Here is a 16,779-nt window from a genome sequence, read left to right as displayed (position 1 = left end):
CAGCCCGTTACAGGGCTGCTTTTCTTCGTTATTTCTTCAAATCTTCAATTGAATTGACGTTTTTCATATACTGAGGAACGACCAGACCCATCTTGACGCCTGTCAGACTCGTTCCTACATCTTCATATTTGCCTTTATATTTAGACGCATATGCCTTATGGGTATTCGGAAGCCAAGCAGACAATGACGCATCCGCGCTGCCTGTCGCAATCGCAGTCCACATCGGTCCTGCCTCCACTTGCGTCAGCTTCACGTCATAGCCGAGGTCTTGAAATACTTTTCCGATTACATTCGTACTTGCGATTTCACTGTCCCATGCCACATAAGCCAGGTTGATTTTATCACCTTTGACTTTATGGGCGCCTTTTGTCCATTGAGCCACTTGGTCTTTGTGTTTTTTCACATATTCAGCTGCGGCTTTGGCCGGCTTTTCGCCTTCCTCAACGGCAATCATGACTTCTCCCATATCGTCCTGCGTCCATTTGAACTGGCTGAGAACTTTGGCCGCGTTAGGCTGTTCCTTACTGAAGCCGGTTCTTGTAATTGTATGAATTTGCTCGGCAGTTCCATACGTTTTTTTCGGATCATCAAGGAACTTCAGCTTGTATCTGGAGAACATCCAGTGCGGCGTCCAGCCCGTTACGATGATCGGCTTTTTCCTGTCATATGATTTCTTCAATGTCGCCGTCATGGCAGCACTTGACGCCGTGACGACATTCCAGTCTTTCAATCCGTAATCCTTCACAGCCTCATCCGTCAGGGCCATGATCCCCGATCCCGGATCAATACCGATAATGGTTTTGTTCACCTGGTCCGCAGCCGTTGCCTTACCATCAGTCTGCGAACCGCAGGCAGCCAAAGAAAGAGCCAGCGCAGCGGTAACGCCGACACCGATGATTTTCTTAAGCATCAGGCATTCCCCCTGCTCTTCTTCTTCACTTTAATGTTTTGCGTGATACGGTCGAGTGTAATCGCTACGATGACGATCGCGATACCCGCTTCCACTCCGACACCGGTTTTCAACTGTGTCACGGCGCTGTATACTTCAGAACCGAGACCCGGCGCACCGACCATGGCCGCGATAACGACCATTGACAAAGCAAGCATGATGCTTTGGTTAATACCGGCAAGAATTGTTTTTGTGGCAAGCGGAAGCTGAACCTTGAACAGACGCTGAGACGTCGTTGAACCGAATGCTTCCGTCGCTTCAATCAGATCAGCCGGAACCTGTTTAATACCGAGAACCGTCATGCGAATCGTCGGAGGCATCGCGAAAATAACAGATGCCACGACGCCTGGCACAACCCCGATATTAAAGAAGAAAATTGCAGGCAGCAGATATACGAAAGCCGGCATGGTCTGCATTAAATCCAGAATCGGTGTAACAATGCGGCGGACCGTTTCTTTCTGAGACGCCCATATGCCGATCGGAACCCCGATAATAATGGAAATCAAAACAGATGTGACGACAAGCGCCAACGTTTGCAGCATCGGCGACCAATAGCCCAAATAATCAATAACAAGGAATCCGATTAACGTAAAGAGTGCAATTCCTCTCGTACTGATCCACCAAGCGAGAGCTGCAAAAATAACAGTCAATAAAATAGACGGGATGAAACCCAAACCGCTCACAATCGCGTTTACGAAAGCGGCCAAACCGTTTGAGATTCCGTCAAAGAAACCTCCGAACGTCATGGTAAGCCAGTCAACAAACCGGTCAACGATATCTGCTAACGGAATTCTAGGCAATCTGTCCATTTACTTCACCCCCTGAACAGAAGAATCCTGAGCTTGTTCAGCAGAATCTTCAACATTTATATAATCGTTATTTCCTGAAAGCGCGCCGATTAATGCGCCTTTTACGACAATGCCTTTCATGCGGTCCTTATCGTCCGTGACGGCGATCGGAATATTCGCATCAGACACGACATCGAAAATTTCCGTCAAGTACGTGCTTTCGTTTACAGTCGTAAATTCAGTATTTAGAATATCCTGAAGCGATAAGTCGGATTCCACCGCTTTTTTCGCATCCGCCGCGTGAATGACGCCGAGAAGCTGTTTCTGTTTATCAACGGCGTAAATAGAAGAAATACCGAGATTCTTCATGAGCTGCAGCGCTACACGAGGCCCTTTGTCAATCCGCACGGTTTCAGCGCGCTTCATGATGTGGCCCGCTGTCAGAACTTTGGATAAATCAACGTCCTCAACGAATTTCTCAACGTATTCATTGGACGGGCTCATCAGAATTTCTTCAGGCGTCCCGATCTGAACGATGTTACCGTCTTTCATCAGCACGATTCTGTCGCCGATGCGCAATGCTTCATCAAGATCATGCGTGATGAAGATGATCGTCTTGCCGACAGAGTCATGAAGGTCTAAAAGCTCATCCTGCATGTCTTTGCGGATCAGCGGATCAAGCGCACTGAAAGCTTCATCCATCAGAAGAATGTCAGGATCATTCGTCAATGCGCGGGCAAGTCCGACACGCTGCTGCATTCCACCGCTGAGCTGATCAGGAAATTGGTGTTCAAAGCCTTCAAGACCGACAAGTTTAAGCGAATCAAGCGCTTTTTGCTCACGCTCTTTTTTGTCGACGCCTTGAAGCTCCAGGCCGTATTCCGTATTTTCAAGAATCGTTCTGTGCGGAAACAGTGCAAATTTTTGAAAGACCATGCTGATTTTTTTCCGGCGCACTTCCCGGAGCTGGTCTTTTGACATATTTGTTATCATGTCACCATCAATATAAATATTCCCGGCAGTCGGTTCAATAAGCCGGTTTAACAGCCGAACTAAAGTTGATTTACCGCTCCCCGATAGACCCATGATGACAAATATCTCCCCATCATATACATCAAAGTTTGCTTGATTGACACCAACGGTTGATCCGGTCGCTTTCAGGATCTCTTTTTTGTTTTTTCCGCTGGACAGCATCTGAATGGCTTTTTTTGTCTGTTTTCCGAAAACCTTAGATACATTTTCGACTTTTATCTTAATTGGTTTCTCATCCAAATTCATATTTTCCCTCCATAATAAGCAATCTTTAATACCGTAACACGTTTGTAATAAGTCAAACAAACATCATAATCCCGTTTATTTTGTATCATTACTTTAAAAACATCCCTGTGTCTTATTTTCCTCTGGTATGCTTCTAAATACTCTCTAATCCTCCTTATTGAGGATAAATTATAAAGGAAATCGGGCTTTTATCAGGCTTGAGAACGCTTCCATCGAATGTGCTGCAAACTGATTTCCTATCCTTTTTTTACAAAAACAAGAATTTTTTCGCGACATTGTCCCGGAAAAAGAAGTTTTCCCCTCCTAAAATAAAGGAATATTAAGGAAAAATATAGGTCTGTCAACAGACAGCTCACTAAAAAAAGCACCCCAAAAGGGTGCTCATTGCGCAAGCTCTGTCTGTTTCGTTTCTTTTCCGAGAATAATAATGGTGATGACGGCAATCAGGATGGCCGCACAAAAGACGGCGAAAATCACTGTAAACGAAACGTTCCGGGCTGCAAGCGATCCGACGAGAAGCGGACCGAAAATGCCGCCGATTCTGCCGACGGCCGCCGTTGTGCCGGAACCGGTCGCACGGATCGCCGCAGGATACTGCTCCGGTGTATAGGCGTAAAGCACGCCCCATGCGCCGAGATTGAAGAAGGACAGCAGCATGCCCGCTGTGAGCAGCATGGCCAATGAATCCGCGGCACCGAAGAAATAAGCGCTGCCCGCCGTTCCGAGCAAATAGATGACTAAGATGGTCTTCCGCCCCGCTTTTTCGATCAGCCACGCCGCAGAGAAATATCCGGGAAGCTGGGCAAGTGTCATCAGAAGGACGTATTCGAAGCTCTCAATCATGCTGTAGCCTTTCATCAGCATCACGCTCGGCAGCCATAAAAACATGCCGTAATATGAAAAGACGACGCAGAACCAAACGACAGACAGCAGCACCGTCGGCCGGATATACGGTTTCGTCCAGACACTTCCCGCCTGCCCGCGTATGCTTTTTTTCTGCGGCAATGCCTGATGCGCCGGTGATTCCGGAAGGCTTCTCCGCAAGTACAGCGCATAAAATGCAGCCAGCGCCGTTAAGAGCAGCGCGGCCTGCCAGCCGAATGACGGTATGACAAAGTAGGAAATCACCGCCGCAAGAAGCCAGCCCGCGGCCCAAAAGCTCTCAAGCAGCACGATGATCCGTCCCCGCTTTTCGGGAGCGGACGCTTCTGACACGAGCGTCGAGGCGACAGGCAGTTCCCCGCCAAGCCCCATTCCGATCAGAAAACGCAATATGAGAAAAACCGTCAATCCCGTTGCGAAAGCGGATATGCCGCTTCCGACAGAAAAGAATAACAGCGTGATCATAAACACTTTTTTCCGGCCGATCCTGTCGGCCAGCATTCCGAATACAAAGGCGCCCGCTGCCATACCGATGGAATTGACGCTTCCGATCCATTTCATTTGATCGGGTGTTAAATTCCAATCAGTGTGAAGCGCGGCGATAATAAACGATAAAATTCCGACATCCATCGCATCAAACAGCCAGCCCATTCCGGCAATCGCCAGAAGTTTTCGCGGAGTGACGGCAGGTTGTTTATTCATGAGCAGCACCTCAAATCGAAAATGATTACCGTATAAGTTTACACCTGTCTTTACACATTGTCATTATCTTTTTTCGCAAAAAAATCCCGCTTGCCGTAAGCAAGCGGGGTGTGTGTTAATTCTTTAAGACTGCGTTTTTAATATTATCCTGAAGCTGTTGAATCCGTTTCGCGCCGTCTTCTCTGATACGTCTGTTCTCTTCTTCGATCTGTTTCGTTTCCTGCATACCGCTGACAATCGTATTCCAAGACGTTTCAATCGTCTCAATGTCAATGCTCGGACGGCCTGCCATACGGGCAATCTCCACGCTTTGGTTTGAAATATTTTCAGCGTTTCGCTTCAGCATTTCATTCGTGCGGCGGTCCAGCTCGCTCATTGAATCAGCCACAAGCTTTTGCCGTTTGACTGTGACAGCCTGAATGATGCCGTTTTTGAAAATCGGAATCGTAATGACGAAAGCGGAATTGATTTTCCCGATGAGCTTCGTATTTCCGCGCTGAAGGAGGCGGATCTGCGGCGCCGTTTGCAGCGCCACCATCCGCGCCATATCTAAATCATAGACACGTTCCTCAAGCGCCTGAAGCCCGTCACGCAGCGTATCAAGCTGCATTTGCGCAAGCTGGTTTCCGCCTGCCGCTTTTTCTTCATAAGAAGGAATGAGCGCCTGCATTTCCTCAAGCTTCATCTGCCCGGCAACGACATATTTTTCAAGCTCCATGTAGTAGTTAATGTTGTTTTCATACATCTCTTCAAGCGTATGGTTCGTCTTTGCCATTTCATCTTTGTATTTTGAAATTTCGACGTGGATTTTTTCAATTTCTCCGCCCAGGGTGCGGTACTTTTGAAAAATCTTTTCAATCATACTGTTGCCGCGTTTGAACATTTTAGCGAGAAATCCTTTTGGTTCATCGAAATCATTTTTGTCAAAACGGTCCATGATTTTTCCGAGCTGCGTCAGCATTGTGCCTGAATCCGTGACACTTGTTGTTTTCAACATATTTAAGATGCGGTCGGAGAACTTCGAGATTTCAACTGCCGGTTCTTTTCCGTACTCAAGCAGCTCCATTTGGTTTTTCACGTCAATCTGCTGCGAAATGCGCTGCACCTCAGGGTCTTGGCGCAGCTGCACCCTGATGTCATCTGCTTTTTGTTCAGAAATCTCTTCATTTTTATCAAGAACAAGCGGATTTTGATTTTCTGTCATGTTTATTTACTCTCCCTGCTTTTGCGTAATGGTTCTAAACAGCTTTCTTACGAGTGACGGCTCCTTATATTCCTGCCGAAACACCATGTCCTCCAGCCAATGGACATCAAATTGGCTTTCTTCTATATAATGCTCAATATCTTGATGCCCCGGCGGATTATACAAGATGATATCGACGCCGAATTTATTTAAAAACAACAGAGCGGCGGCGTCAGAACGTGTGAGTTCACCATTTTGTTCCGTATGATATAAAACGAGTTTCGGAACGGTTTGGGCGTAATCAAACGTCTGAATCAATTGCAGCAGCGAAGCGGGCAGGTTCGTCGCCTGGCGGAACAAATAGATTGCGGCATCCCTTGCCTGCTCGCCGGGCAAAGCCTTCAGTCCGGGGTTTCTGCACATGTCAGAAATCACATTGGCGATGGCGTTCTGCACGCCTGACGGGAGGTGCTTGTACTGCCAGATGTTGCTTTTTTTCAGCCTATCCGCGTCAATCACTCCTTCTTCGTTCAAAACCTGACTGTAGTGATACTGGTAGTTGGCTTTCAGCTCTTCCGTAAACGGGAAACTGCGGATCATGTGTGTCTCCTGATAGTCCGCGGCGGTATGGAGTCTGTTCCAATATTCTTTCGTATCTTTGGAAACCCCCATCACTTTTGCAAAAAGGTTCGGAACGGCCACCCGCTCCCTGTCCGCTTTAAATTGCGGCCGGATAAACGCCCGCTCCTTCGCAATGAGAAATAACTCATCATACGTCGTTTTTAAGGTCACGGACTGCGGGGTATGATCCCTGAACTGCCAAGGTTTATACATCATGGATTCCTCATGGTTCAGCACATGCTCAATTTCTTTCGTTGACCGGTAGGCCGTCGTGGACGTTCTGTCCGGCTTTTCTTTCGGGAATGGCTCAAGGCCGCCTGTTGCGGGGAGCTTTATCACAAAGCTGAGTTCCTCATCCGGATCAATCAAGCTGAACGGATCTTCCGCAGCCGGATGAAACAATAGGACGTCACAGCCGATCAGCATTATATAATAGAGAAAATAGAGCTGGCTTTTGGCAGCGTCTCCATACCACACCACCTTCGGCATCTCACGCTCTATATCGGCTTGTTCGAGCCATGGATTCAGGTGGTTCAGCGAAAACTTTGACACATCCAAGAGCACACGCCGGAAATCGGGATGATTCAGCCCGTTTTCATGCCGGTCCGCAAAAGTTTCCAAAAGCGTCATAAACGCGGTCCTCAGCCGGCGGTGCATAAGCGGATCAGCATGTTTGGCAAGCAGCCTGCCCCCATCGAGAAACGCGACAAATCTGGAAACCGAAAGCCCTTTCTCTTTTTGATTGACCGAATGGATGTGCTGGAGCGCCTGAAACGTTTCAGGCGCGATGGTCTTATCCAGCGTCTCGCTTAACACATGGATGTTTTCATGAGAAGACAGCTCGAAAAGCTTATTGTAATACTCCGTCTCATCATAAGGAGTGCCCAAAATCCGGACGGCAAGACGGGTAAACGCCAGCCCGTTTTCCCGCTCGTAACCGGGACGTTCCGGCAGCGGCCGCATCAGAAACGTTTCCCAGTCATCGTTTTCCGGCTCGGCCTTTCGGATCACCAATTCTTCCTGCTTCATCATTTTCCTCCTTTCTCTTCATGATGATCGGTACAAAAAAGGAAGGAAATGAACTCTCCCTCCTTTTTTGTTTTATTCTTCTTTAGATGCAGCCGTTTGCTCCTGAACCTGCTTTTGTTTGTTGAAATAGTGGATAATAAACGTTACCACAAACGCAGCGATGATGATTCCGAAGAACACCACGTGCGGCATTTCATAATCAAAGGCGCTCGCCGCCATTTTCACGGCGATAATCCCGATCAGCACAAAAGCCGTATTTTCAAGCTCAGGGATTTTATCAATTAAAACAAGGAATACTTTTGCGACTGTACGCATCATGAGAATGCCAAGCATACCGCCGATCAAGAGCACCCACACTTTTTCCGATACCGCAAACGCAGCCAGAATGCTGTCAACAGAGAAGGCCAAATCCATTAACTCAACTGAAACGACAGTGGCCCAGAAAATTCCGAACGTACGGACCATCCATGAATTTTTCTTCATGCCTTCCGTATCGTCATCACCTTCTCCGATCCAGAAATGCTTAATGACGAGCCAAGCCAGGTACAGCGCGCCAAGCACTTTAATCCACCAGAACTTAATGAGCAGCATTCCGATCCCGATAAAGATAAAACGGAAAATATATGCCCCGAACAATCCGTATGTTAATGCTTTCTTCCGCTGTTTTTCAGGCAGATGCCTTACCATCACCGCAAGCACTAACGCATTGTCGGCCGACAGCAGCCCTTCCAGCAGAACCAAGGAACCGATCAGCCCCCATGATACAGGGTCAGTCAGCACTTCACCCCACATTTTCCAATCAAAAAAGGAAGCGTAGGTCGACATAATATGATGTAGAAAATCCAAGTTTTTTCCTCCTATTTAGTAAAACGGTAATTTCCTGCTTACACCTGCAAGCCGTAATTCCGGCAAAGTGATGCCAGACCGCCGGAAAACCCGCTGCCGATGGCGTTAAACTTCCACTCAGCCCCATGGCGGTAAAGCTCACAAACGACAACCGCCGTTTCAATCGAGAAGTCTTCCCCTAAATCGAAACGAAGCAGTTCATTCTGGGTGTTTTCATCGACGACACGCACGAACGCGTTCGACACTTGTCCGAAATTTTGGCCGCGCGCTTCCGCATCATGAATCGTGACGGTGATGCCGATCTTTTCAATATTTGCGGGTATTTTTGAGAAGTCGACGATAATTTGTTCATCGTCTCCCTCGCCCTCGCCCGTCCGGTTGTCTCCCGTATGGATGACACCCCCGCTTGGGTGTTCCAGGTTATTGTAGAAAACAAAATCAAGATCATTTACACAGTTGTCATGGGCATCGACAAGAAAAGCCGACGCGTCAAGGTCAAAGTCATGCCCTCCGGAGTACTTGTTCGTATCCCAGCCTAAGCCGATCACCGCTTTTGTAAGGCCGGGGTTCGTTTTTGTCAGATCAACACGCTGTCCTTTCGCCAATTGAATAGCCATGTGCCGTCTCTCCCTTCTGTGTTTGATATGGTTCAGCCGATTTGCAGGCCGTAATCTGTCGCAATACGGGCCAGTCCGCCTTGGTAGCCTGAGCCGATCGCGGAAAATTTCCATTCGCCGTTATGTCTGTAAAGCTCCCCTGCGATAATGGCTGTTTCAATTGAGAAATCTTCAGCCAGATCATAGCGGATCAGCTCTTCATTTGTCTCTTCATTGACAATGCGCACGAACGCGTTGGAAACTTGTCCGAAGTTTTGGCCGCGCGCTTCCGCTTCATGAATCGTGATGACGAATGAAATTTTGTCAATAGCCGCGGGCACTGCGCTCAGGTTGACTCTTACGCTTTCGTCATCGCCCTCGCCCTGGCCTGTCAGGTTGTCGCCTGAATGTGCGACAGAGCCGTTTCCGCCTTCAAGCTGATTATAGAAAATGAAATCATCGGGCGACGCGCATTTTCCTGCTTCATTTAATAGAAAGACGCTGGAATCTAAATCAAAATCATGTCCGCCGTCGTATTTGTTTGTATCCCAGCCAAGGCCGACAACGACTTTAGAAAGACCCGGATTTGTTTTAGTCAAATCTACTTTTTGTCCTTTTGCCAATGAAATTGCCATGTGTGCACTCTCCTTTTTATCGTTTAGGCGTATCGGTTAACGATATCGCCGATTTTTGTATCGTTTGTGCCTTCTCCTACTGCGGCGAATTTCCACTCGCCGTCCTGGCGGTAGATTTCAGCCGCGATCAGGCTCGTTCTGCCTGAATAGTTATCTCTTAAATTGTAAGTCACCAGTTCTTCGCGGTTAGCCTGATCAACGACGCGGATGAACGCGTTTTGAATCATGCCGAAGTCCTGTTTTCGTCTGACGCAGTCGTAAATATTGACGACAAACACAAGTTTATTAATCTGAGCGGGCACTTTCGCCAAATCGATGAGGATTTGTTCATCATCGCCGTCGCCTTCACCCGTCAGGTTGTCACCCGTATGTACGACACCGCCGCACCGGCTTTTCAGATTGCCGAAATAGATGACGTTTTTGCTGTCTATCATTTTATCATTTTCAAGCATCAGTACGGAAGCGTCACAGTCGATATTGGCACCGCCTCCGCCGAACAGCTTTCCGAAAAAGCCCCCGGATGATACAGGGTCCCAGCCGAGTCCGACCAGCAGTTTTGACAGACCGGCTTTTCCTTTTGTTAAATCAATCCGCTGTCCTTTTTGTAAAGAGATCGCCATATGATTCACTCCTATTCTGTAAGGGTGCCGCTAAGCACGCCGCAAGTGCGCATTTTTACTAAATTCCGGGACAAGAATCCCGGTGTTTATTAAGATATACGTCTTTTATTATATCAAAGTTTCATAAAACATAAGAATTTTTGGCGAAAAACGGCGAAAAATTACTTCCTATATTCTCCTTCGTTCCGGAGAGAATAGAGAAAACAAAGAAATTGACGGGGACTTAACATTTTTCCTATCCTTGTATCAATACATGTCAGGAAAGGGGCAGACGAGTGATTGATTTAAGCATACTTGATCAGGCGCCCGTATCCAAAGGAAACGGGCCGCACGAGACGCTCCGCCGTTCAGCGGAGCTCGCCCGTCTCAGTGAAGGATGGGGCTATAAGCGGTACTGGTTTGCCGAGCATCACGGCACAAGAGGGCTCGCAAGCGTTTCGCCGGAAATTATGATCGCTCATACCGCCGCAGCCACAACGTCCATCCGTGTCGGATCAGGCGGCGTGCTGCTGCCGCAGTACAGCCCCTATAAAGTCGCGGAAACTTTCCGTCAGCTTGAGGCACTGCACCCGAACCGGATTGACCTTGGGGTCGGACGCTCACCGGGCGGCACGACGAAAATCCGGCTCGCCCTCACAGACGGGGTAAAGAAAAGCATGACCGAGTTCAACAGGCAGCTTCAGGATTTATCATCCTTTCTGACAGATTCGGTTCCCTCAGACCATGCTTATGCAGGAATAAAAACAGCGCCTTTGATTGAAACAGCCCCGCAGCTTTGGGTGCTCGGCCTCGGGGAAAACAGCGCCAGACGCGCCGCTCTTCAAGGTGCGGGCTATGTCTTCGGCCATTTCATTAATCCGGAACGCGGGGAAAAAGCTTTTCAGATCTATCGGGACCATTTCCGGGCCTCCGCCCATTTTTCCGCTCCCGCCTCGCTCTGTGCCATTTTCGTCATATGCGCGGCTACGGATGAGAAAGCGGAAGAACTCGCCTTAAGCCAGGATTTATGGCTTCTTCGTGTCGGAAAAGGCGCCGACAGCCGCGTGCCGAGTGTGGAGGAAGCGAAAGCTTATCCGTATTCGCCGGAGGACCGTAAACAGATAGAAGAAAACAGGAAGCGGATGGTGATCGGCTCTCCTGCCGCAGTGAAACGCCGTCTGCTTGAACTTTCCGAGCGGTATCAGACAAAAGAGATGATGGTGCTGTGCAACGTCTTTGATTTCGAAGCAAAAAAAGAGTCATATGAGCGTCTTGCTGATATATTTCTGTGAAAAAAAGCCGTCAAACGGAGCAGCAGATGAGACTGCTGCACCGCTTAACGGCGGTTTTTTCGTTCTTTTCCTTTTTTAAACGCATTCCAAATCCCCTGCAGCGTAAACCCGAGCAGAAGCAGAATGATTAACAGTAAAGTGATTGACGGCCCCGGAGGCGTTCCGAGCTGGTACGAAGACGTCAGCCCCATGAACACACTGAAAAGAGAAATAATAATGGCTACCGCAAACACCCATTTAAACCCTTTGGCGATACGGATTGCAAAAGCCGCGGGCAGTACGAGGAGCGCGGAAACGAGCAGCACGCCGATAATCGGAATAATGACCGAAATCGCCAGCCCCGTCACGATGCTGAATGACATTGACAGCAGGTTTGTGTTAATGCCTGATGTCTTCGCCGTCGCCTCGTCAAAAGTAAGCAGATAGAGCGGTCTGTTTAATATAATGAAATAAAGCAGAATCAGCAGGGTAATGCCTCCGATAATATAGACCTGCTGCTGGCTGACCGTGACAAGCGATCCAAATAAATATTGATCGATGCTCATCGACGCGCCGCCTTTTGACAGGCTGATCAGAAACATCGCAAACGACAGCCCGGCCGCCATTAAGATTGCGATAGATACCTCTGAATATGTACGGTACGCCCGCCGCATGTATTCAATGCCGATCGCTCCGATCGTGACGACAACGATGCTCGCCGCCGTAATATTGGTACTGAGAAAAAAACCGATGGCCACGCCCGACAATGAAATATGAGACAGCGTATCCGCCATCAGCGCCTGTCTTCTCAGCACGAGATATACGCCTAATATCGGCGCCATAATTCCGATCATGCTTCCCGCTAGAAAAGCTCGTCGCATGAATTCCAAGTCAAACATTTCCATCCGCCTTTTTCCCCCCTCTCAAGCCGTATAACTTTATCCAGATACTGCTGTACTTCGTTTTGTTCGTGTGTCACCATGACGACGGTGCGGTTGTGATTTTTCACCTGATGGTGCATAAATTCGTAGAAACCCTGCCTGCTTTCATAATCAACCGCGGTTGTCGGCTCATCAAGCATCAGCAGATCCGGATTGCTCGCAAGCATTCTCGCAATGCAGATTTTCTGCTTCTGTCCGCCGGATAAATCGCCGATTTTCCGGTGGCGGAAATCCCACATTTCCACCATCTTCAGCGCGTTTTCCACCTCGTGGTGATCCGTTTCGTTCAATCGTTTAAACCATTTTCCCTTCGTATAACGGCCTGATTGCACAAGCTCCAGAACCGTGCTTGGGAATCCTGCGTTAAATGAAGAAATCTGCTGCGGAACATAGCCGATTGTCAGGCGTTTTCCAGCTGCGTTTTTTTTACTGATCTCGGCCGTTCCTTCCCAAGGTCTGAGCATGCCGAGCATGACTTTCATCAGCGTCGATTTTGACGCGCCGTTCGGTCCTGTAATGCCGACGAATTCGCCGCTTTTGATTTCCAGCGAAACGCCGTCAAGCACGGGTGTATGCGAATAACCAAAAACGATATCCTGTAATGTAACGAGATTCATGCTGACCTTCCTTTCCCGCATAGAAATAGTGTGCACCCCGCGGCGCACACTATGTTATTTAACCAATAGCGAATCTTTCAGTGCATCAAGGTTTTTCTCCATAATGTCGATATAACCGATGCCTTTATCCCGTTCTTTTTGGCTTAAACCTTCCAGTGTATTGAGCACTTCCGTTTTCGCGCCGATTTCACCGGCAAGTGTATCTGCAACTTTAGGCGATGCAACTTCTTCAAAGTAGATGATCTTCACATCATGCTGTTTGGCAAACGTTTTGAGATCCGCCAGTTTGGCCGCACTCGGCTCTTCTTCAGGAGAAAGGCCTGCAATCGCGACTTGTTTTAAGCCGTATTCTTTGGCGAGATAGCTGAATGCCGCGTGCTGTGTGATCAGTTCTTTTTTCGCCGCTTTATTTAATGTTGTACGGTATAGTTTATCAAGATCCTGCAGTTTTGCAATATATTCTTTACTATTTTTCTCATAGTATGCTTTATTCTTCGGGTCCTGTTTTACGATCTGCGCCGTAATGGTTTTGACCTCTTTTTGCGCAAGAACCGGGCTGAGCCACACGTGAGGGTCCATGCTGTGGCTGTGGTCATGACCGCCGTGTCCATGTTCCTCTTCCTCTTCATCCGAACCTTCGAGTAAGTCAATTCCTTTCGACGCCTTTACAAACTTCGCATGATCAGAGCCCATGCTTTTTTCCGCTGAAGGAACCCATGTCTCCATATATTCGCTGTTGTATACGAAAAGATCGGCGTTTTGAATGCCGGCGATATCCTTCGGCGTCGGCTCCCAATCATGGGGTTCGACCGAAGACGGGATGAGAATGTCTACATCGCCTTTGTCTTTGACAATTTGTTTCGTGAATTCGTACATAGGATAAAAGGTCGTCACGACGTGCAGTTTGCCGCTTTTTGAAGAACCTGACGAACCTTTTGAAGATGAATTGCCGCAGCCCGCCGCGATTAAAAAGCATGCCGCAATGACAATGATTCCGCTCCATTTTTTAAACAAGCCGTTTCCCCCTGTTCTGTAAATCAGAATGATGACGATTTCCAAAGCGTTCTTTCTCGTTCATTTGTTACCTATACCATAATAAAACGAAGTAATTACGTTTTGCAAGATATTTTTTCTAAATTAATATCCAATTTACCTAAAAAGCCCCCGCCATGTATGGACGGGGGAGTCCTATCACATATCAGGCAAGCAGATAAACTCTTGTTTCGTATGGGCGGAATGTGATGCGGGATTCCGTGCCGCCGTCATTATCATAGTTGCTGAGAAGCAGCTCGGCCCTTTCAGGTTCGGAACCGTCCGGCCAATAAAAAGCGGCTTCTTCTTTCGATACGTTGCTGATAGACATGAGTTTTTGTCCGTTTGCCTGTCTTTCATACACAAACAGCTGCGGGTCATCAGGAAGCAGCAGCGTGTAGCTGCCTTTTATGATATCAGCATACTGTTTTCGCAGGCGGATCAGTTTTTTGTAAAAGTTCAATATAGAATCGGGATCATCCTGAGCCTCGGCCGCATTGACGGTTTTGTAATTGGGATTGACCGTGAGCCACGGTTCGCCCTCCGTAAATCCGGCATTCTTGCTGCCGTCCCACTGCATCGGTGTACGGGCATGGTCCCGGCTTTTCGCCATAATGGACGCCATGACTTCTTCCCTGTTCCGACCCATTTCAAATACCCTTTTATGATACATATTGACGGTCTGAATATCTTGATAATCCTCTATTCTGTCAAACGGAGCGTTTGTCATGCCGATTTCTTCCCCCTGGTAAATGTACGGCGTGCCTTTCATGAAATAAAGCAGGGCGGCAAGCATTTTGGCGGATGCTTTGCGGTATGTGCCTTCGTCTCCGAAACGGGATACGATCCGAGGCTGGTCATGATTGCACCAATACAGCGTATTCCAGCCTTGATGTTCCAGTTTTTCCTGCCAATCTGTGAGCACTTTCTTCAAATCGGACAGCTCAAGCGGTTTTACATCCCAATGCTCTTGGCCCGGCTTTTGATCAAGCTCCATATGCTGAAAATGAAAAATCATATTCAGTTCATGCTCATCGGTTCCCGTGTAGACCAGCCCTTCCTCAGGCGTCACTGATCCGGCCTCGCCGACCGACATCACGTCATATTTGGAAAATACCTCTTTCGTCATTTCTTTTAAGTAATCATGTATCCGTGCTCCGTTTGGCCGGAAAGGCTTCGGATCGGCCCGGCGGGCGATGTAATCTTCATATGGCGGCAAGTATTCTTTTTTTGACAGAAGATGGAGCTGGTCTATTCGCAATCCGTCCACGCCTTTATCGAGCCAAAATCTCATCATCTCGTATACTGATTGCCGAACTTCGGGGTTTTCCCAATTCAGATCGGCTTGTTTGACGGCGTTCATATGCAGGTAATATTCGCCCGTATGTTCTTCGTACTGCCAGACGGATTGTCCGTAATCCGACACCCAATCGGTCGGCGGGCCGTCCGCGGTGCCCGGCCGCCAAATATAATAATCGCGGTATTTGCTGTCCGGATTCATTTCCGCCTCTTTGAACCAAGGATGCTCTGTGGATGTATGATTTAAGACAAAGTCCATCACAAGCTTTAATCCGCGGCTGTGGCATTCTGTAAGCAGATCGTGAAAGTCCTCCATCCTTCCGTAAGATTCCATAATCGCTTGATGATCCGTCACATCGTAGCCGTTATCGACGTTTGGCGACGGGTAAATCGGGCAGATCCATATCACATCAGCGCCAAGTTCTTTTATATAATCGAGACGCGCGATAATCCCCCGCAGGTCGCCAATGCCGTCGCCGTTCGTATCTTGAAAGCTTCGCGGATAGATTTGATAGACAACGGCGTCTTTCCACCAGTCATTCTCCATCTTGCGGCCCCTCCTGTTTTTTAGAGAACCATTTCCTTTATAATCCTTTCCTAAACAAAAAAGAGAAGGTTTCCCCTCCTCTTTTAACTTTCCAGCTGAGACGGATAAAGCGTCATGCCTCCGTCGACGAAAAGTGTCGTTCCGGTTACGTAACTCGCTTCTTCCGACACCATCCATGCGGCGGCCGCGGCGACTTCTTCCGGTTTTCCGAAGGCGTTCATCGGAATTTTTTTCAGCTGGGCCTGTTTATGTGTTTCATCTTCCAGATCCTTATTGGACTCCGTGGCGATCGTGCCGGGAGCGATGGCATTCACCCGGATGCCTTTGTCTGCGTAATTGAGCGCCATCGTTTCCGTCATCATTTTGATTCCGCCTTTGGATGCCGAGTACTGCACGTTTTCAGGACGCGGTATTTGCTGATGAACGCTCGATATGTTTAAGACCGTTCCTTTTTTGCCGCGATCGAGCATATGTTTCAGTGCCGCTTTCGCCCCCAAAAAGGTGCCGGTCACGTTGACGTCGATGACCCTTTGCCAATCCTCCAAGCTCATTTCATGGGGCATCGCTTCGGCCCCGTTAAAGCCGGAATTGTTGACCATCACGTCCACACCCCCGAAATGCTCCTGGGCGGCATCAAACAGCGCCTGAATCCCTTCTTCTGAGGATACATCGGCTTTTACGGTGACGGCTCGGCCTCCCGCTTTCTCAATGATGTCCGCCGCTTCTTCCGCTCCGGCGGAATCACCGAGGTAGTTCACAACCACATTCATCCGCTCCTTGCCGAAGCGTTCGGCAATGGCTTTTCCGATTCCTTTCGAAGAACCTGTTACGATCGCTGTTTTTCCCTGTAAATCCTGATACATTGTCTCATTTCCTCCCTGATGTTAATACAGAGCATGTACCCGGTTTTAATCGGCTGAAAACAAAAGGAATCATAAAAAGAACGATGAAACCGAAGCTCCCT

General features: G+C 48.3%; 16 protein-coding genes. 1 reads left to right on the top strand and 15 read right to left on the bottom strand.

Going from position 1 to position 16,779, the window contains the following annotated elements; all coding sequences use genetic code 11:
* Positions 1–28: 28 nt before the first annotated feature.
* From NYE36_RS01625 to NYE36_RS01580, 10 genes are all read right to left on the bottom strand, one after another.
* The gene (locus NYE36_RS01625; protein WP_007409051.1) at positions 29–910 is read right to left on the bottom strand and encodes a glycine betaine ABC transporter substrate-binding protein; all 882 of its coding nucleotides are present in this window, start codon (positions 908–910) and stop codon (positions 29–31) included.
* The gene (opuAB, locus tag NYE36_RS01620) at positions 910–1,758 is read right to left on the bottom strand and encodes a glycine/proline betaine ABC transporter permease subunit OpuAB (RefSeq protein ID WP_003156639.1); all 849 of its coding nucleotides are present in this window, start codon (positions 1,756–1,758) and stop codon (positions 910–912) included. Before opuAB ends, NYE36_RS01625 begins: the two co-directional genes overlap by 1 nt.
* The gene (gene opuAA, locus NYE36_RS01615; protein ID WP_015416756.1) at positions 1,759–3,015 is read right to left on the bottom strand and encodes a glycine/proline betaine ABC transporter ATP-binding protein OpuAA; all 1,257 of its coding nucleotides are present in this window, start codon (positions 3,013–3,015) and stop codon (positions 1,759–1,761) included.
* Positions 3,016–3,396: 381 nt separating this feature from the next.
* Positions 3,397–4,599, bottom strand: coding sequence for an MFS transporter (locus NYE36_RS01610; protein ID WP_025284192.1), 1,203 nt, complete (start codon positions 4,597–4,599; stop codon positions 3,397–3,399).
* A 115-nt stretch (positions 4,600–4,714) separates the two neighbouring features.
* Positions 4,715–5,803 carry a toxic anion resistance protein gene (locus tag NYE36_RS01605; protein ID WP_094032903.1) on the bottom strand — a complete coding sequence of 363 codons (1,089 nt, stop codon included), beginning with the start codon at positions 5,801–5,803 and terminating at the stop codon, positions 4,715–4,717.
* Positions 5,804–5,809: 6 nt separating this feature from the next.
* A complete protein-coding gene (locus NYE36_RS01600) occupies positions 5,810–7,432 on the bottom strand; it encodes a YceG family protein (protein WP_094032902.1) in 1,623 nt (540 codons plus the stop codon).
* Positions 7,433–7,504: 72 nt separating this feature from the next.
* Positions 7,505–8,278, bottom strand: a complete 774-nt coding sequence (locus NYE36_RS01595) for a TerC family protein (protein WP_003156644.1) — start codon at positions 8,276–8,278, stop codon at positions 7,505–7,507.
* 38 nt (positions 8,279–8,316) lie between these two features.
* Positions 8,317–8,895: a TerD family protein gene (locus tag NYE36_RS01590; RefSeq protein WP_038456899.1), complete on the bottom strand. Its 579-nt coding sequence runs from the start codon at positions 8,893–8,895 to the stop codon at positions 8,317–8,319.
* Positions 8,896–8,927: 32 nt separating this feature from the next.
* Positions 8,928–9,509 carry a TerD family protein gene (locus tag NYE36_RS01585; RefSeq protein WP_007409047.1) on the bottom strand — a complete coding sequence of 194 codons (582 nt, stop codon included), beginning with the start codon at positions 9,507–9,509 and terminating at the stop codon, positions 8,928–8,930.
* Positions 9,510–9,532: 23 nt separating this feature from the next.
* Positions 9,533–10,129, bottom strand: coding sequence for a TerD family protein (locus tag NYE36_RS01580; RefSeq protein ID WP_053104606.1), 597 nt, complete (start codon positions 10,127–10,129; stop codon positions 9,533–9,535).
* Between the two features lie 275 nt (positions 10,130–10,404).
* On the opposite strand from NYE36_RS01580, the gene NYE36_RS01575 reads away from it, so the two are divergent.
* Entirely contained in the window at positions 10,405–11,400 is a 996-nt protein-coding gene (locus NYE36_RS01575) for an LLM class flavin-dependent oxidoreductase (protein WP_007409045.1), read from the top strand.
* A gap of 44 nt (positions 11,401–11,444) precedes the next feature.
* Here NYE36_RS01575 and NYE36_RS01570 read toward each other — a convergent pair whose 3' ends face one another.
* The 5 genes from NYE36_RS01570 to NYE36_RS01550 form a co-directional block, all read right to left on the bottom strand.
* Positions 11,445–12,284, bottom strand: a complete 840-nt coding sequence (locus tag NYE36_RS01570; RefSeq protein ID WP_094032901.1) for a metal ABC transporter permease — start codon at positions 12,282–12,284, stop codon at positions 11,445–11,447.
* On the bottom strand, positions 12,242–12,937 hold the full coding sequence (locus tag NYE36_RS01565; protein ID WP_003156655.1) for a metal ABC transporter ATP-binding protein: 696 nt from the start codon (positions 12,935–12,937) through the stop codon (positions 12,242–12,244). The genes NYE36_RS01570 and NYE36_RS01565 overlap by 43 nt, the downstream gene beginning before the upstream one ends.
* A 54-nt stretch (positions 12,938–12,991) precedes the next feature.
* The gene (locus NYE36_RS01560; RefSeq protein ID WP_032867360.1) at positions 12,992–13,951 is read right to left on the bottom strand and encodes a metal ABC transporter substrate-binding protein; all 960 of its coding nucleotides are present in this window, start codon (positions 13,949–13,951) and stop codon (positions 12,992–12,994) included.
* Between the two features lie 184 nt (positions 13,952–14,135).
* Positions 14,136–15,815, bottom strand: coding sequence for an alpha-glucosidase (locus NYE36_RS01555; protein ID WP_094032900.1), 1,680 nt, complete (start codon positions 15,813–15,815; stop codon positions 14,136–14,138).
* A gap of 83 nt (positions 15,816–15,898) precedes the next feature.
* Entirely contained in the window at positions 15,899–16,678 is a 780-nt protein-coding gene (locus NYE36_RS01550; protein ID WP_094032899.1) for a glucose 1-dehydrogenase, read from the bottom strand.
* Positions 16,679–16,779: the final 101 nt, after the last annotated feature.

Origin of the sequence: Bacillus sp. FSL R5-0593 (assembly GCF_038603755.1) — a bacterium.
GTDB classification, from domain to species: domain Bacteria; phylum Bacillota; class Bacilli; order Bacillales; family Bacillaceae; genus Bacillus; species Bacillus velezensis.
The sequence above is the reverse complement of the archived record's forward strand: the minus strand, read 5'-3'. Positions and strand labels throughout refer to the sequence as shown.

Bases quoted from the DNA above. Each gene is read 5' to 3' on its own strand.
- NYE36_RS01580 (WP_053104606.1), bottom strand. From the start codon at position 10,129: ATGGCGATCTCTTTACAAAAAGGACAGCGGATTGATTTAACAAAAGGA.
- NYE36_RS01565 (WP_003156655.1), bottom strand. From the start codon at position 12,937: ATGAATCTCGTTACATTACAGGATATCGTTTTTGGTTATTCGCATACA.
- NYE36_RS01590 (WP_038456899.1), bottom strand. From the start codon at position 8,895: ATGGCTATTCAATTGGCGAAAGGACAGCGTGTTGATCTGACAAAAACG.
- NYE36_RS01605 (WP_094032903.1), bottom strand. From the start codon at position 5,803: ATGACAGAAAATCAAAATCCGCTTGTTCTTGATAAAAATGAAGAGATT.
- opuAA (WP_015416756.1), bottom strand. From the start codon at position 3,015: ATGAATTTGGATGAGAAACCAATTAAGATAAAAGTCGAAAATGTATCT.
- NYE36_RS01570 (WP_094032901.1), bottom strand. From the start codon at position 12,284: ATGGAAATGTTTGACTTGGAATTCATGCGACGAGCTTTTCTAGCGGGA.
- NYE36_RS01610 (WP_025284192.1), bottom strand. From the start codon at position 4,599: ATGAATAAACAACCTGCCGTCACTCCGCGAAAACTTCTGGCGATTGCC.
- opuAB (WP_003156639.1), bottom strand. From the start codon at position 1,758: ATGGACAGATTGCCTAGAATTCCGTTAGCAGATATCGTTGACCGGTTT.
- NYE36_RS01600 (WP_094032902.1), bottom strand. From the start codon at position 7,432: ATGAAGCAGGAAGAATTGGTGATCCGAAAGGCCGAGCCGGAAAACGAT.
- NYE36_RS01555 (WP_094032900.1), bottom strand. From the start codon at position 15,815: ATGGAGAATGACTGGTGGAAAGACGCCGTTGTCTATCAAATCTATCCG.
- NYE36_RS01585 (WP_007409047.1), bottom strand. From the start codon at position 9,509: ATGGCAATTTCATTGGCAAAAGGACAAAAAGTAGATTTGACTAAAACA.
- NYE36_RS01550 (WP_094032899.1), bottom strand. From the start codon at position 16,678: ATGTATCAGGATTTACAGGGAAAAACAGCGATCGTAACAGGTTCTTCG.
- NYE36_RS01625 (WP_007409051.1), bottom strand. From the start codon at position 910: ATGCTTAAGAAAATCATCGGTGTCGGCGTTACCGCTGCGCTGGCTCTT.